Here is a 14,942-nt window from a genome sequence, read left to right as displayed (position 1 = left end):
CATGAACATCGCGATCATGCAGCCCTATCTGTTCCCGCATATCGGCTATTTCCAGCTGATGCATGCCTGTGACGAGTTTCTCGTCTATGACGATGTCGCCTTCATTCCGCGTGGCTATATCCATCGCAACAATGTGCTGCTGGGCGGCAAGGCGCATCGCTTCACGCTGTCGGTACCCAAGGCATCGCCCAACCGCTTGATCAGCGAACTCGTCTTCGGCCCGACACCGGACAGCCTGCTGACCACGCTGCATCACGCCTATGCCAAGGCGCCGTATTACGCAGAGGTGATGCCGCTGCTGCAGGCGGTGTTCCAGCATGAAGACCGCCGTATCGGGGCGCTGTGCAAGTACAGCTTCGAGCGGGTGTGTGACTACCTGGGGCTGAAGTGTCGCTTTCTGCTCACCAGTGAGCTTGAGCACGACCGCAGTCTCAAGGCCCAGGACCGTCTGATCGAGATGTCACTGATGCGCGGGGCCGAGGGTTACATCAACAGCATCGGCGGCCGCAAGCTCTACCAGGCGGCGCCCTTTGCGGCCAATGGCATCACGCTGTCATTCCTCGCCAGCCAGCCGAGTGACTACTGCCAGACACCGCTTGATTCGCGTCGCTCGGGGCGTAAGGCGGAGTTCGTCGCCGGCCTGTCGATCATCGATATGCTGATGTGGTGCTCACCGGGCGAGGTACGCGACAGACTCGCCGAGTACCAGCTGCTGCCGGAAGACCTGGAGCTGCTGCGCGCCGCGGGCAATGTTGCGGGTGATACGGCGTCTGTGCCGGGGCCGCTGGCGCGCGATGTCTCGGCCCACCCGGTTCAGGGAGGCCTCGCCTCGTGTCACTGAGCAACAAGACCGCCATCGGCATTCTGTGGAATTTCTCCGATCAGCTATTGCGGCGTGGCATGGCCAGTCTGGTCACGCTGCTGCTGGCGCGGCTGCTGGTGCCGGAAGATTTCGGGTTGCTGGCGATGGTGCTGGTCTTTCTGACCATCGCCTCGGCCATGATGGATTCGGGTCTTCAGCAAGCCATTCTGCGCATGCCGACCCTCGGGCCGCGTGATGCCAGCACCGCCTTCTTCAGCAATATCGCCTTCGGGGTGCTGGCCTACGGCCTGCTGTATGCAAGCGCCCCCCTGATCGCCGATTTCTATGCCGAGCCACGCCTGATCGTGCTGGTGCGTATCGGCGGCATCGTGGTGCTGATCAATTCCTTCGAGGTCATTCAGGGCGCGATGCTCAACCGTGCGCTGGATTTTCGCACGCGCATGAAGGCCGGCATTCCCGGCAGCGTGGTGTCGGGCGGGGTGGCAGTGCTGCTGGGCTGGCTGGGCTTCGGGGTCTGGGCACTGGTGGGGCAGATGTTGACGGCGGCGCTGGTCACTACCGCCTTGATGTGGTGGTGGGGTAGCTGGCGGCCGCGGCTGGAATTCGATGTGGTGTCGTTCAAGGCGATGTTCCGCTTCGGCTACAAGATGTTCCTGTCACGCATGCTGGATGTGCTGTTCGTCAATCTCTATGTGCTGCTGATCGCCAAGCTGTTCTCCGCTTCGGTGGCGGGGTTGTTCTTCTTCGCCGAGCGTCTCAAGGAGCTGGTGATCAATCAGCTGGTGACGGCGGTGCAGAACGTGACCTTCCCGGCGCTGGCGAGCATTCAGGAGGATCCGGTACGCCTCAAGAGTGCCTATCGTCAGATCCTGCAGGTCATGGTCTATCTGCTGTTCCCGGCGATGCTGTTGCTGGCGGCGCTGGCCGAGCCGCTGTTCCTGACGCTGTTGCCCGAGCGGTGGCTGGCGGCGGTGCCTTATCTGCAGCTGATGTGCATCGCGGCCGTCATGTATCCCCTGAGCACGCTCAATCTCAATGTGCTCAAGGTCAAGGGGCGCTCGGACCTGTTCCTCGGGCTCGAGATCGTCAAGAAGGTATTGATCTGTGCGGTGCTGGCGGTGACCTGGCGCCATGGCGTGATGGCGATCCTGATCGGGCAGATCGTGGTGGCGGTGGTGTCCTACATCCCCAATGCCTGGTTCTCGCGGGACTTGATCAACTACAGCATCCGCGAGCAGCTGGCCGACTTCCTGCCGGCTCTGCTGCTGGCCAGCGCGGTGGCGGGCACGACCTGGTGGGCCGTGCCTGCGCTGTTGGCCATCTGGCCGGCACCGGTGGTGCTGGTGGTATCAGGCCTGCTGGCAGGGGCGGCCTATCTGTTGCTGTCCTGCTGGCTGCGCTTCGCGGCCTGGCAGTACGGCGCCGGCTGGATCCAGGAGCGTCTTTCACAACGGAAAGTGGGGAATACTGCATGTTAGAACTGAGTTATGCCCGGGCACTCGCGACGCCCCTCATGGATGGCACACCGCAGTCAGGCCCCTTGCCTGTACCGCCGGCGCCCGCCGAGGAAGCCGCCATCATGGCCGAGTGGGAGGGCGATCTCAGCGCCCCGCGCGTCTCGGTGATGTGCTTCGCCTTCAATCATGGCGACTACATTCGCATGGCGCTGGATGGCTTCCTGATGCAGCGCACGCGTTTTCCGTTCGAGATCGTCGTGCATGACGATGTCTCGACGGATGGCACGCGGGAAATCATCGAGGAATATGCGGCCCGTTACCCGAACATCGTGCGGCCGATCCTGCAGGACGTGAACCAGTACTCGCAGCATATCTGGCCGATCACCTTCTGCATGCCGGTGATGCGTGGCGACATCATTGCCTATTGCGAGGGCGATGATTACTGGATCAAACCCGACAAGCTGGCCCGTCAGGTCGCCTTGTTCGACGCCTATCCCGAGGCGACGGTCTGCTTCCACCCGGCGCTGGAATTCAATGAAGCCACTGGCGAGCATTCGCTCATCTGCCGCTATGCCGATAGCGTGAAGAAGATCTCTGCCGAGGCGGTAATCGGGTTGCGCGGCGCCTCCATTCCGTCACCGGCCTTCAGCTTCCGACGCGTCGATGCCACCGTCGACGCGATGATGGCGTCCTATCGCGGTGCCCCGATCATGGACTTCTTCCTGCAGTCCTACATGGCACTGCAAGGCGAGACTCTCTATTACGAAGATGCTGCCTGTGTCTATCGCCGCAATGCCAAGGGTTCCTGGACATCGCAGCAGCAGGAAAGCGAGGCCGAACAGCGCTATCAGCGCGACATGATCTCGGCCATCGACGTCTTTCATGCCAATACCCGGCATATGCCGCATTCCGACAGCCTGTATATCCCGCTCTATCACTACTTCAAGCAGTACGTGATGGCGCCCGCGAGCCCCATGCAGCGCCTGGCCAACTTCCGCCAGGGGGTCGCGCTGCTCTCGCACATGGACCGCAGTCGGCTGCTGCGCCTCGTGCGCCAGGATGTGATGACCAGGTTGATAGGCACTCGTCGCCGTCGTGTGACACCCGACAGCGCAGTGCAGAAGCGTAAAAGCGCCTGAATGCCCCCGATTATCGGGGGTGATGAGGGCGAGAGAAGCGTTTGATGACAGGACGTCGTCAATAACATCAAAAAAGCGCTGCAACACACAAAAGCGCGAAGGATATCGGCCTTGGGCCGTCGTGAGTCGCAAGGGGACCGCAACATGAATTATCGCAGTTACGCCGACCTGAGTTCGGATATCGCCAGACAGTTGTCGCGCCTGCAGGCCGGGAATTTTGATCTGATCGTCGGGATCCCGCGCAGTGGAATGGTGCCGGCCTACATGATCAGCGCCATGCTCAATCGGGCCTGCACGGATCTCGACACCTTCATCGCCAACGGCTCGCCCGGCAAGGGAATGACACGCAAGGTCCGAGGGGCGGCGCAGAGCGCCTGGGAAAACCAGCGTGTGCTGCTGGTCGACGACAGTTTCAACAGTGGGGCCTCGCTCAAGGCCTCCCTGGCGCGCATTCCGCAAGAATGCCCCTGTGACATCACCACCTGCGTCATCTATGCCAACCCGGCACCGGTGGTGGGGGTGGACATGTATCTGGTCGAGCTGGAGCACCCGCGTGCCTTCCAGTGGAATCTGTTTCATCACCCGGCGCTGGCCGATAGCTGCCTGGATATCGATGGCGTGCTGTGCCTCGATCCGACGCCTGAGCAGAACGATGACGGCCCGCGCTATCGCGACTTCCTGACCAACGCGGCACCTCTGCATATCCCGACCTACCGTGTGCACTCGCTGGTCACCAACCGGCTGGAAAAATATCGTCCCGAGACGACCGCCTGGCTGGCCCGGCACGGTGTCGAGTATGACCACCTGATCATGCTCGACCTGCCCAGCAAGGAAGAGCGCCTGCGTCAGAATCGCCATTCGAGTCACAAGGCGGATTACTACCGTGACTCCGGCTGTCGCCTGTTCATCGAAAGCGAAGTGGGGCAGGCCACCAACATCACGCGCATGACCGGCAGGCCCGTCTATTGCGTGGACGCCCACCAGATGATGACCCCCGAGTGGGCCTCGATGTCAGCGCAGAAGAAGGGCCAGGTGCTGGTGTGCACGTTCAAGCGCATGGCGCGCCGGGTCGTGACCTGGTTGCCGGCGCCGCTGGCCCGCCAGGCGCGCAGTGTCTATCAGCGCCTGGCCTGAACGCACCGAAGGAAGTGGGGCTGACGTCGATCGCCATGTGCAGATGGCATGGCGATCATCGTGAATTGACTCGATCAAGCCTGGCTCAAGGCTAACACTGGCGAAGGAGTGGCAATGAAGACGCATCGGATGGCGCTTTTGGTCGTGGCACGGCAGATGACCCTCGAGACTCGCCAGATGCTGGCGTTGGCGGCGGGGCTGACGCGCCTGGGTCACGAGGTGGACCTCATCGTGCCCCAGGCCCATGAGGAGTTGATCGAAGGTCTGGCACATGGGGTGCGGCTGGTAGAGCTGGGCGTGCACACTGAGTTGACGGGCGTGCTGGCCCTGACGCGCTATCTGGCGCGTCATCGCCCGTGTGTCCTGTTGTCCAGCGGTCTGGAAGCCAACCTCAATGCGCTCAAGGCGCGCCGTCTGGATCGTTGGCGCGTGCCGGTGATTGCGCACCATGCCGTGACACCGGCCAGTGAACTGGTGGCGGCGGGCAGCAAGGCACGGGGCCTGAGACGCCGGATGGCGCTCAAGTATCCGCATGCGGCACTGGTGCTGGTCGAAAGCGATGAAGCCGGCTGCCAGGCACGCCACGAGGGCGGCATCGAGGCAGCGCGCGTCGTGACGTTGCCGTTGGCCCCTGATGAGGAGACGGGCGCGCTGAGCGAGCATCAATTGATGCAGTGCCTGTCGCTGATGCTGTCGGCAGCCGAGGTCGAGGGCGCGTCACCCTTCTCGTCCCAAGGCTGGCAGGTCAGCAGTGGGGGAGCTGCGGCTGGCCTCGCGCAGTCCTCGCCGTCCCTCGATACCTCTGGCGTGGTGAGTCGGCAGGCCACCAGCGCTGATACCGGCGCGTCCGCGCCCCTCATGTCATCCGCCAGTCTGCAGGCCGAACTGGCCAACAGCGGCGCACGAGAATAAGTCTTTCCATGGAACACATTCTGCTCGACCTGCCCAACCTGCTCGTCTGTCTGGTACTGGTGATGGTGGGCTTTCTGCGTGGTTGGGTGACGCGCAATGTCGCGATCATCCTGAGTCTGAGCAGTGCGGTGCCGTACCTGTTGAACAATGTGCTGTTCGATGCCGAGTACATGCCGGACCAGTTCCGCTACTGGGAGCAGGTATTGGCCATGCGCAGCATGGACTGGGGAGCGATGGACCACTCCCTGACCGTCTCGGTCTCGTCGGGATTTCTGGCGCTGTTGCCGTTGCCGCTGGCGGAAACCATCACCAGCCTGGGCTTCTTCAACAAGTTCCTCTATATCGGCGCGCTGATGGTGCTGATTCGCCGCGGCATCATCTCCCACGCGGTGCTGCTGTTCGTGCTGTGCTACCCGAGCCTGGTGCTCTACAGCTCACTGAGCCTGCGCGACACCCTGGTCACCGGCTTCATGCTCGGCAGCTTCCTGCTGGCCATCGAACGTCGGCCGATGTGGGCGCTGATCTTCCTGTTGCCGTTATGGATCATCAAGTTCCAGAACGCTTTGATCATGCTGATCTTCCTCGGCATCTATCTCCTCTACGACGTCAGCCGCCAGGGCCTGTCGACCAAGCGATTCTGCTGGTTGCTGGTCGGGCTGGCCGCCAGTGTGCTGGTCATCTATCCGCTGGCGGTGGACCAGATCAACTTCTTCCGCGCGGCCATGTATCTGGAGGATGGCGGCAAGATCGAGGATGTGGAGGTGATTCAGGGCTTCGGGGACTTCGTGGTGACGGGAATCCAGGGCGCGCTCTATTTCCTGATCAAGCCATTGCCTTGGGAAGCCGCCAATGCGCTGCAGTTGATCCAGTCGGGAGAGAACCTGCTGGTGGTCGCCTTCCTCGTCTGGCTGACCCTCAAGTGCTGGCAGGTCCAGCGCGAGAAGACGCTCTTCTGGCTGCTGTATCTGATCGGCGCCTTCACCATCTATGGGCTCGTCGTCTTCAACTACGGCACCGCGGTGCGCTATCGCTTCCCGTTCCTGGTCATCTATGTGGTGTGCATGGCGCATGACACAGGGCTGGTGCGTCTGTGGCAGCAGCAACGCCGGCCTGCGTTTCTGGACTGACCTGCTGGATCGAGCTGCTGGACCGAGCCACGACGCCTTTCCTTTCGCGCTGGTGTCGCTTCTCGATCGTTTCTCTTGTCGATGGCTCCCCTTATTCAAGGTTTCTCTCCCGGATGCTTCCGGTCGCGCGGGCTCAAGCTCGCGCATGTTCTTCTTCGCATGACACGCAAGGAATGCCCCATGCCAACACGTGACGCACAGCCCTCCACGGTGGTGCTGGTCTCCAACTCGTCGTTCTTTCTCTACAACTTCCATCGCGGCGTCATCGAAGGGCTGCGTGACTCGGGCTATCGCGTGGTGTGCCTTGCGCCCACCGATGCGCATAGCGAGTACCTGGTGGACGAGCTCAGGGTCGAGCATCGTGCGCTGGGCATGGAAGGCAAGGGCACCTCGCTGATCGGTGAGGGCAAGAGCCTGCTGGCGCTGCTGGGGACATTGCTGAAGCTCAAGCCGCGTTATGTTCTCAACTTCACCATAAAGGCCAATGTCTATTCTGGACTGGCCTGTCGGCTGCTCAAGATTCCCTATACCAACAACGTCTCGGGGTTGGGCACCGCCTTCATACACGACAGCTGGCTGTTTCGTCGGGTGCGGGCGCTGTATGGCTTCGCCAACCGTGGCGCGCGGTGCGTGTTCTTCGAGAATCGTGATGACCAACGCCTGTTCATGCGCCTCGGGCTGCAGAAGTCCACGCCGTCTGTCGTGCTGCCCGGCGCCGGTATCGACCCGCAACGCTTCGCCTTTGCGCCGCAACCGCAGACGCCACCGCTGACCTTCGTGATGGTCGCACGCCTGATCGGCGACAAGGGGGTGCGGGAATACGTGACGGCGGCCGAGCGTCTGCATGAGCGTTATCCGCAGGCACGCTTCTGGTTGATCGGCCCGTCGGGAATCAGCAATCGCACCGCGATCAGCGATGAGGAAATCGCTGCCTGGCGCGAGCGCGGCATATTGCACTACCTGGGCGAACAGCGGGATGTACGCCCCTTCCTGGCCGAGGCCAATGTGCTGGTGCTGCCGTCGTACCGGGAAGGCATGCCGCGCACGGTACTGGAGGCGGCCTCGATGGGGCGTCCGGCGATCGTCAGTGATGTGCCGGGCTGTCGCAGCTCGGTCAATCCCGGCGTCACTGGCTGGCTGTGCGAAGCGGCCAATGTCGAGTCTCTTGAGCAGCAGATGCAGGGCTGTCTGGACATGCCGCATGCGGCATTGATGGAGGCGGGGCAGGCGGCACGCGTGCGTATCGAACGTGAATTTGATCAGCAGATCGTGGTGCGTGCCTATCTGGGCTGTCTGCAGCACACACTGGATATCGAGTTGCGTAAGTCAGTACTCGCTACCGCCTGAGGCGGGACGCTAACACATTGACACCGTTGGATTTTCGTCAGGAAGATGAAGAAAATCGTTCTCGACAGTTGGGCAAATATCAGGAACTGCTGCTGGATTTAACGCGCATAATGGCCCCGCGAGTGAGAGTGACAGGCGCCTGCCTGGAGAGCTCAATCGGTCGGGACAGTGCTTCTTCTGGCAATGACACACCGCGTGTCGCTGAACAGGCCGTCTCGCTGGAACGCGATCGATCGTCATCAAAGGGAAGGATGCCCGTGAACACCATCAACAGAGAGCAGAATGTCGTCATGAGTGGATATCGTTTCTGCGCCCAATGCGGGGGCGCCAGCGTACATCGCGTAAAACGCCATTGGTGGCAGCGACTGGCCGGCAAGGCGCCGCTCTATCACTGTGAAGACTGCGGCATCATCCATCGCGTCTCGACTGAAGCCATCACTGCCAGCCGGACGAGCCAGCAGGATGCTGAGTCGTCGCACCCGATGGCTGGCCGCTGATCCTGTTGTCAGGTGCCAGCATTGAGCTATTGAACTGAGCCTGGCGCGCCGGCATTGGATTTATCTTTTCATCACCCATGCCACGGCGCGCGTTGTACGCTCACCATGATTCAGGACAAGCGTGCTTCTCAGAAGGCGGGGGTGGGCAAGACGCGTTGAGCTGGCATCTCGCATGATGCCTGGCAGTGTTCGTTCAGCGCTCAGGCCGCTTGCCACTCTTGCTTTTCGAACTCGTTTTCCGAACCCGCTTTCCGTATCAGCTCCCCGTGCCCGCTTACCGCGCACGCCCCTCTTGCCGTTCTGTCTTGCTGACGCGCTGTCCTGCTGGCGCTTTATCTTTCTAACGTGCTGTCTTTCTGACGTACCGTCTTTCCAAAAAATGCCTGAGGCATTTTTCTTCATGAAGCGGTCAAGACATGGTGACCGCCGGTCGCCTTGCTGTCAGCCGTTTTGCGCAACCGTTCCTGCGCTAGCATTCTGCATTAGCGTTCTGCACTAGATCGCACCGCTTCATGTCATACCCCCTATCTCCCGCCATCGACCCTCGTCGGTGGCGGGTTTTTTCTGCGCCGCAGTTGAGCATTTCGATCAAGCAAGGCGATATCGCGCCTGCGGTCGGGTGCCTCGCGGCGAGCATTTCCCTGTGGAGCGCATGAGCCAATGAAGATTCTGTTTGTCGTCGGTAATCTTTCCAGCGACGGAGGCACGGAACGTGTCACATGCGAAATCGCCAGCGGACTGGCGCGCTCGGGTCATGACGTGATGATCGCGAGTCTGTTCGGGCCAGCGACCAGCTCGTTTTCCCTGGAGGACAGCATCACGACCTGTTGCCTGAATCTGAAGGAAGCCAGAGGCGGGGCCCGACGGTCGCTGGGCATCAGTTCGGCGCTGCTGACCAAGGTCCGCCATCAACAGGCCGATGTGGTGGTGCTGGTGGATTCGATCCTGTTCGCCTTCTGTGCGCCGTGGGCCCCGTTCCAGCGCGCCAGGATCATCTGCTGGGAGCATTTCAATCTCGCCACCGATCATGGTTCACGCCTGCGTTCGGTGGGCCGCTCGACCGCCGTGCGCCTGGCCGACGCCATCGTGGTGCTCACCGAGCGGGATGCCGAGGCCTGGCGAGCGCGCTATCGCATCCGCGACAAGGTCGGCGCGATCTGGAATCCGGTGCCGCACTTCCCCAAGCCCAGCGAAGAGGACGCAGCGTCGCGTACCGTGCTTGCCGTCGGGCGCCTGACGGAGCAGAAGGGCTTCGATGTACTGCTGAATGCCTGGCACAAGGTCGTGTCGGTCCACCCTGACTGGCGACTGCGCATCGTCGGCTGGGGCGAGGATGAAAATGACCTCAAGGCCCAGGCCTGGACACTGGGCCTGAGTGACAGCGTCGTCTTCGTGGGCCGCACCTCACAGGTGGAAAAGGAGTATCAGCGGGCGGCGTTGTACGTGATGAGCTCACGCTGGGAGGGACTGCCGATGACCCTGCTGGAAGCGCAATCCTTCGGCTTACCGGTGGTCTCGACAGACTGTGAAACCGGGCCTGCCGAAATCCTGGCCGGCGGCAGCGGCGTGCTGGTGGATGTCGAGGACGATGAGGCACTGGCGCGCGAGATCCGTGATCTGATCACGGATGAAGCCCGCCGCAGCGAGATGTCCCTGCAGGCGCGCGACAATGCCGCGCGCTTCGATGCGGACACCCTGTGCGGCGAGTGGCAGCAGTTGCTGGAGCGCCTGACCTCCGGTCGAACCCGCATCGCGGATGCCTCGTGAATCCTCCCAGGGTGTCAAAATCGGGCCGCAAAGCAGGGCGCGATCCACTCTGATGAGCCTTTGGCTAAACATTCGCTGACCAGGCGGCCAGTCACGCCTGCCAGTGTCACCCCGATATGCTGATGGCCAAAGGCATGGATCACGCGTGGCTCATTGGGTGACGGGCCGATCACCGGTACGGAATCGGGCAGGGTGGGACGAAAGCCCAGCCAGCGCCGGGCTACCGGGGCGTCAATGCCCAGCACCTTGCGCACCCGGCTTTCCAGATAGTCGAAACGGGCCGGGTTGGCCGGCCCCGCAAGCGAGCTCAGCTCCACGGTGCCGGCTACGCGCAGGCGCGCACCCTCGGCACTGTGCAGTGGCGTCATGTAGAAGGCGCTTTCCACCGGGCAGGTCGGGCGGTTGAGCGGCGAGTGCTCGAGATCGAATTCGATGTGATAGCCACGCTCGGTATCCAGCGGAATCCTGTCGCCGATCTGGCGGGCCAGCTGTGCCGACCAGGCCCCGGCTGCCAGCACCACTCTGTCTGCCTTGAGTCGCCGGCCATCGGCATACTCCAGCAGCATGCCGGAGGCCTGACGGCTCAGGCGGGTGACCTCGGCGCTGACGATTCGGCCCTCTTCGCGCAGCGGGGTGGCCAGGGTGTCGATGAACACCTGCGGGTCATCGAGGTGACAGGAGGAGGGGAACAGCACACCACCCGCGGTGTGACCTTCCATGGCCGGTTCCAGTGCGATCAGCTCATCCGCCGTCAGCACCTGCTGATGGATGCCGAGCTGGTCGCGCAGTCGGATATCGCCCTGTGCGGCTTGCAGGTTCTCGGCCTTGCCGTAGGCATACAGGCAGCCCTTGCGCTGAATCATCGCGGCAGCGGCGGGGGCATCGTCCAGCAGCGGCTGGTAGTCCGTGTAGGTATGGCTGAGCAGCTGGGCCAGTATCTCGCTGTTGGCGCGAAAGCGAGTGGCGTTGCACTGGCCCATGAAGCGCATCAACCAGGGCGAGAGCCTGGGCAGGCATTTCCAGTCGATGACGAAAGGCGAGTCTGGCGACAGCAGCAGCGACGGCATGCTGCGCCAGATTTCCGGACGGGCGATGGGCAGGCAGCCGTAATCCGCCAGGGTGCTGGCATTGCCGAAGGAGGTGCCGCTGGCGATGCCTTCACGTTCGATCATCGTCACCTCGTGGCCGCTGCGCCGCAGCCACAGGGCGCAGGCGACACCCACGGCGCCTGCGCCGATCACCGCCACTTCCGTGTGTTCGCTATCACTCATTGATCGCTCACCCTGTGGTCATCTTGTTGTTATCGAGGTGTTGTTATCGAGGTGTTGTTATCGAGGTGTTCTCATCCTGGCGTCGATATCGAAGCGTCGTCATCGAGGTATTCGCGCCGCAATGACGCACGCCCCGGGGGGCCGGGGCGCAGCAGGGGGCCTTTCGAGCATGCCTCGCGGGCGACAGCTCGGCAAGCGCGCTGTGGCCGTGCGTGTCGTACTCAAGCGTTCCGAGAGTGGCGCAATCCAGGCCCTTCAAGACACGCGTTTCAAGATTGGCTCGGCTCCTCGAAGGGCAGCGGGATGTCATCACCGCGCCGGACGGCGAAGACATTCAGCGTCATCGCCACCAGGGCGTAATAGCCCAGCACCCCGACCAGCTCCACCACCACGGTTTCGCCGAACATCGCGACGGCCTCGGCGTACAGGGCATCATCGACGCGCCGCTCAGCGTAGAGCGCGCGGGTGATGCGATAGACCAACCGCTCATCGTCTTGTTCAAACGCGGGTTCACGCTCCTCGCGCAGCGCCGCGATAACCTCGGGCGCGAGGCCGGCCTGCTCGGCAATCGGCGCGTGAATCTGCCATTCAGCCTGGGATTTCCACCATGCCGCCGTGGTGAGAATCGCCAGCTCGCTGAGACGCAGCTCAAGGCCGGTGGCGTAGCGGCAGAAGGCACCGAGGCGCTGGGCATGATTGGCAAGCTCGGGGCTGTGGATCCAGGCCAGGAAGGGGCCGTCCAGATTGCCGCGCGGGCCGCTGAGAATCTCGGCCAGCACCTCGCGCTGAGCCGCGCTCATGCTGGCGTCATCCAGTTCGGTCAGGCGCGATGTGATCGCCATGAAAGTCACTCCATTCAAATCCATTCAAAGATCGTGGGGTAGGCAATGTGCCTGCAGCTGAGCCGTCACAGGCTGGCAAGGGTGGTATCGATGGCACGCCCCAGCTTGGCGGTGATCTCGTCCAGATGCGACTCCTGCAGAATGAACGGCGGTGCCAGCAGGATGTGATCGCCCTGGCGGCCATCGAGGGTGCCGCCCATCGGATAGCACATCAGGCCTTCGGCCATGGCGGCCTTCTTGAGCCGCGCGTGCAGCTTGAGGGAGGCGTCGAAGGGCTTTCTGGAATCGCGATCCGCCACCAGCTCCAGCCCCTGGAAGAGGCCGCGACCGCGGATGTCGCCGACATGGGCGTGATGTGCGAAGCGCTCGTTCAGGCGCGCCTTGAGCCCCTCGCCGAGGACATTGACGCGTGTGAGCAGGTCGCGGGCTTCGATGGTCTGCTGGACTGCCAGCGCCGCGGCACAGGCGGTGGCATGGCCGATATAGGTATGGCCGTGCTGGAAGAAGCCGGAGCCATTGGCGATGGCATCACGGATGCGCTGGCTGACCAGGGTCGCGCCGATCGGCTGGTAGCCGGCGCCCAGGCCCTTGGCGATGGTGATCAGATCTGCCGTGACACCTTCCTGCTCGGCGGCGAACAGACTGCCGGTGCGCCCCATGCCGCACATCACCTCGTCGAGAATCAGCAGCACGCCGTAGCGATCACAGACCTCGCGGATGCGTTTGAAGTAGCCCGGTACCGCGGTGACGGCACCCAGGGTGGCACCGACCACCGGTTCGGCCACGAAGGCCATCACGTTCTCGGCGCCCAGACGCAGGATTTCCTCCTCAAGCTCCGCGGCGAGGCGAATGCCCATCGCCTCGGGCGTCTCGTCGGGCTGCTGGTCCCGATAGGCGTAGCAGGGACTGACGTGGCTGACGTTGATCAACAGCGGCTCGAATTGCTGACGCCGCCAGGCATTGCCGCCGGTGGCCAGCGCGCCCAGCGTATTGCCGTGGTAGCTCTGGCGCCGCGCGATCAGATGCTTGCGCTGGGGCTGGCCGATCTCGACGAAATACTGGCGGGCCAGCTTGAGTGCCGCCTCGACCGCTTCCGAGCCGCCGGAGACGAAGTAGACGGAGTCGAGCCCTGCGGGGGCGCGTTCGATGAGAAAGTCGGCCAGCTGCTCCATCGGGTCGCTGGTGAAAAACGAGGTGTGCGCGTAGGCCAGTTGGCTGACCTGATCCTTGATGGCCTGCGCCACCGCCTCGTCGCTGTGCCCCAGGCATGACACGGCCGCGCCACCGCTGGCATCCAGATAACGGCGACCCTCGCGATCGACGATGTAGGGGCCATCGCCCTTCACGGCGGTGGGATACTCCTGATTGAGGTTGCGATGCAGTACGTGGCTCATGCGGGCTCCGTGGCGGCAGGGGTGCGAAGACGTAATGCAAATATGTAGTGCATTTGCAGTTTGTGCAATAAATAATTGCATATGGTCGCTTGTGCCTTCGGACTCGACCGGCCAGAGATGCTACCGTTGCCGCCATCTGTCCTGTCCCTTGCCAAGGAGGTATCCCATGCCCCCATCCTCCCGAGCCCCCGGGCCCGCATCCCCTGACTCGCCGCCGGAGACCCTGGAGGGGTTGAAGCAGTTGCTGGCGGCGATCGATCGTCGTGAGGTGGAGATTCGTCTCGGCGCGAGTTCCCGGCGCGTGCTGGCGGTGCTGATCGAGTCCCCGCAACGCACGGCGGTGTCTTCCATCAGCCAGCTGGCGGAGTTGACCGGCGTGAATGCCTCGACCTTCTCGCGTCTGGCCCGGCGGCTGGGCTACGAGGGCTTCAGCAGGTTTCAGGATGTCTTTCGCCAGGCGGTGACGGATGGCGAGCATTTCTACAGCCAGCAGGCCTCGCAGCTGCTGGCGCGAGACGCCGATAGCAGCGCCATGGCCCAGCTTGCGCGGCTGGGGCGTCAGGAGAGCGCCAACATCCTCAGCATGCTGGAGAGGGTGGACGCCGCGGCCTTCGAAGCCGCGACCACCTTGCTGGCCGAGGCGCCGCGCGTGCGCCTGCACGGCATGCGTCAGTTCAATTCCCTGGCACTGTTCATGGCCTATGGGCTGGGCATGCTGCGCCCGGACGTGGCACCGCTGGATGCCAGTCGTCAGGGCGTGGCCGATGCACTGGCCCAGCTGTCGGCCGGTGACGTGCTGGTGGTGGCCAGTTGCTTCCCCTATACCCCAAGCGTGGTGGCCTGCGCCGAGGTGGCGGTGAAGCGTGGGGTCGAGGTGATCGCGCTGACCGATTCGGCCAGCTCTCCGCTGGAGCCGCTGGCGCGCTACAGCTTCCATGTGCCCAATCACAGCCTCTTCTACAGCAACAGCATGAGTGCCTTCATGTTTCTCGCCGAAGGCCTGCTCAGTGAGGTGGCCAGCAAGCTGGGCGATGCGGGTGTGGCTTCACTCAAGCAGCGCGAGGCGATCATCACGGAGTTGGGGGGCGCACGCGGCTGATGCCCGCGACGCACTGCACCGAGCGTGAACGCGGTCATGCACCACGGTGGTGCGGGCGCAGACCTACGCAATGCGGCTTCAAGGCGCATGCAGGACCAAAGAGGCATGGAGGGAGGTTGGCGTGATTCCTGCA

Annotated in this window: 13 protein-coding genes; 10 read left to right on the top strand and 3 right to left on the bottom strand. The window is 62.9% G+C overall.

The window, feature by feature from the left end; translation table 11 throughout:
- The first annotated feature begins 1 nt into the window (after position 1).
- From U0O11_RS11570 to U0O11_RS11530, 9 genes are all read left to right on the top strand, one after another.
- Entirely contained in the window at positions 2-841 is an 840-nt protein-coding gene (locus tag U0O11_RS11570) for a WbqC family protein (RefSeq protein ID WP_324690151.1), read from the top strand.
- Positions 832-2,301 carry a lipopolysaccharide biosynthesis protein gene (locus U0O11_RS11565; RefSeq protein ID WP_213114729.1) on the top strand — a complete coding sequence of 490 codons (1,470 nt, stop codon included), beginning with the start codon at positions 832-834 and terminating at the stop codon, positions 2,299-2,301. Before U0O11_RS11570 ends, U0O11_RS11565 begins: the two co-directional genes overlap by 10 nt.
- A complete protein-coding gene (locus U0O11_RS11560; RefSeq protein WP_131432408.1) occupies positions 2,295-3,419 on the top strand; it encodes a glycosyltransferase family 2 protein in 1,125 nt (374 codons plus the stop codon). Before U0O11_RS11565 ends, U0O11_RS11560 begins: the two co-directional genes overlap by 7 nt.
- Before the next feature lie 144 nt (positions 3,420-3,563).
- The gene (locus U0O11_RS11555) at positions 3,564-4,553 is read left to right on the top strand and encodes a phosphoribosyltransferase family protein (protein ID WP_131432407.1); all 990 of its coding nucleotides are present in this window, start codon (positions 3,564-3,566) and stop codon (positions 4,551-4,553) included.
- A gap of 114 nt (positions 4,554-4,667) precedes the next feature.
- A complete protein-coding gene (locus U0O11_RS11550) occupies positions 4,668-5,465 on the top strand; it encodes a glycosyltransferase family 4 protein (protein WP_324690148.1) in 798 nt (265 codons plus the stop codon).
- A gap of 8 nt (positions 5,466-5,473) precedes the next feature.
- The gene (locus U0O11_RS11545; RefSeq protein WP_324690147.1) at positions 5,474-6,592 is read left to right on the top strand and encodes a hypothetical protein; all 1,119 of its coding nucleotides are present in this window, start codon (positions 5,474-5,476) and stop codon (positions 6,590-6,592) included.
- A gap of 180 nt (positions 6,593-6,772) precedes the next feature.
- A complete protein-coding gene (locus U0O11_RS11540; protein ID WP_303595465.1) occupies positions 6,773-7,939 on the top strand; it encodes a glycosyltransferase family 4 protein in 1,167 nt (388 codons plus the stop codon).
- A 17-nt stretch (positions 7,940-7,956) separates the two neighbouring features.
- Positions 7,957-8,436 carry a hypothetical protein gene (locus tag U0O11_RS11535; protein WP_153636191.1) on the top strand — a complete coding sequence of 160 codons (480 nt, stop codon included), beginning with the start codon at positions 7,957-7,959 and terminating at the stop codon, positions 8,434-8,436.
- Between the two features lie 660 nt (positions 8,437-9,096).
- On the top strand, positions 9,097-10,203 hold the full coding sequence (locus U0O11_RS11530; RefSeq protein ID WP_324690144.1) for a glycosyltransferase family 4 protein: 1,107 nt from the start codon (positions 9,097-9,099) through the stop codon (positions 10,201-10,203).
- Between the two features lie 14 nt (positions 10,204-10,217).
- Here U0O11_RS11530 and U0O11_RS11525 read toward each other — a convergent pair whose 3' ends face one another.
- From U0O11_RS11525 to U0O11_RS11515, 3 genes are all read right to left on the bottom strand, one after another.
- Positions 10,218-11,474 (bottom strand): NAD(P)/FAD-dependent oxidoreductase, encoded by a 1,257-nt coding sequence (locus U0O11_RS11525; protein WP_324690142.1) that lies wholly within the window; start codon positions 11,472-11,474, stop codon positions 10,218-10,220.
- 269 nt (positions 11,475-11,743) lie between these two features.
- Complete coding sequence (locus U0O11_RS11520) at positions 11,744-12,316, bottom strand: carboxymuconolactone decarboxylase family protein (RefSeq protein ID WP_324690140.1); 573 nt, start codon at positions 12,314-12,316, stop codon at positions 11,744-11,746.
- 65 nt (positions 12,317-12,381) lie between these two features.
- A complete protein-coding gene (locus U0O11_RS11515) occupies positions 12,382-13,710 on the bottom strand; it encodes an aspartate aminotransferase family protein (RefSeq protein WP_324690138.1) in 1,329 nt (442 codons plus the stop codon).
- Between the two features lie 166 nt (positions 13,711-13,876).
- On the opposite strand from U0O11_RS11515, the gene U0O11_RS11510 reads away from it, so the two are divergent.
- Positions 13,877-14,809: a MurR/RpiR family transcriptional regulator gene (locus U0O11_RS11510; protein ID WP_279838570.1), complete on the top strand. Its 933-nt coding sequence runs from the start codon at positions 13,877-13,879 to the stop codon at positions 14,807-14,809.
- Positions 14,810-14,942: the final 133 nt, after the last annotated feature.

The organism is Cobetia sp. D5 (genome assembly GCF_035666195.1).
GTDB lineage: Bacteria > Pseudomonadota > Gammaproteobacteria > Pseudomonadales > Halomonadaceae > Cobetia > Cobetia amphilecti.
This window is presented reverse-complemented; position numbering and strand designations above follow the sequence as displayed.

What these genes read in the sequence shown, in the direction of transcription:
- U0O11_RS11515 (WP_324690138.1), bottom strand. Translation starts at nt 13,710, where the DNA reads ATGAGCCACGTACTGCATCGCAACCTCAATCAGGAGTATCCCACCGCC.
- U0O11_RS11530 (WP_324690144.1), top strand. Translation starts at nt 9,097, where the DNA reads ATGAAGATTCTGTTTGTCGTCGGTAATCTTTCCAGCGACGGAGGCACG.
- U0O11_RS11555 (WP_131432407.1), top strand. Translation starts at nt 3,564, where the DNA reads ATGAATTATCGCAGTTACGCCGACCTGAGTTCGGATATCGCCAGACAG.
- U0O11_RS11550 (WP_324690148.1), top strand. Translation starts at nt 4,668, where the DNA reads ATGAAGACGCATCGGATGGCGCTTTTGGTCGTGGCACGGCAGATGACC.
- U0O11_RS11545 (WP_324690147.1), top strand. Translation starts at nt 5,474, where the DNA reads ATGGAACACATTCTGCTCGACCTGCCCAACCTGCTCGTCTGTCTGGTA.
- U0O11_RS11560 (WP_131432408.1), top strand. Translation starts at nt 2,295, where the DNA reads ATGTTAGAACTGAGTTATGCCCGGGCACTCGCGACGCCCCTCATGGAT.
- U0O11_RS11540 (WP_303595465.1), top strand. Translation starts at nt 6,773, where the DNA reads ATGCCAACACGTGACGCACAGCCCTCCACGGTGGTGCTGGTCTCCAAC.
- U0O11_RS11520 (WP_324690140.1), bottom strand. Translation starts at nt 12,316, where the DNA reads ATGGCGATCACATCGCGCCTGACCGAACTGGATGACGCCAGCATGAGC.
- U0O11_RS11510 (WP_279838570.1), top strand. Translation starts at nt 13,877, where the DNA reads ATGCCCCCATCCTCCCGAGCCCCCGGGCCCGCATCCCCTGACTCGCCG.
- U0O11_RS11525 (WP_324690142.1), bottom strand. Translation starts at nt 11,474, where the DNA reads ATGAGTGATAGCGAACACACGGAAGTGGCGGTGATCGGCGCAGGCGCC.
- U0O11_RS11570 (WP_324690151.1), top strand. Translation starts at nt 2, where the DNA reads ATGAACATCGCGATCATGCAGCCCTATCTGTTCCCGCATATCGGCTAT.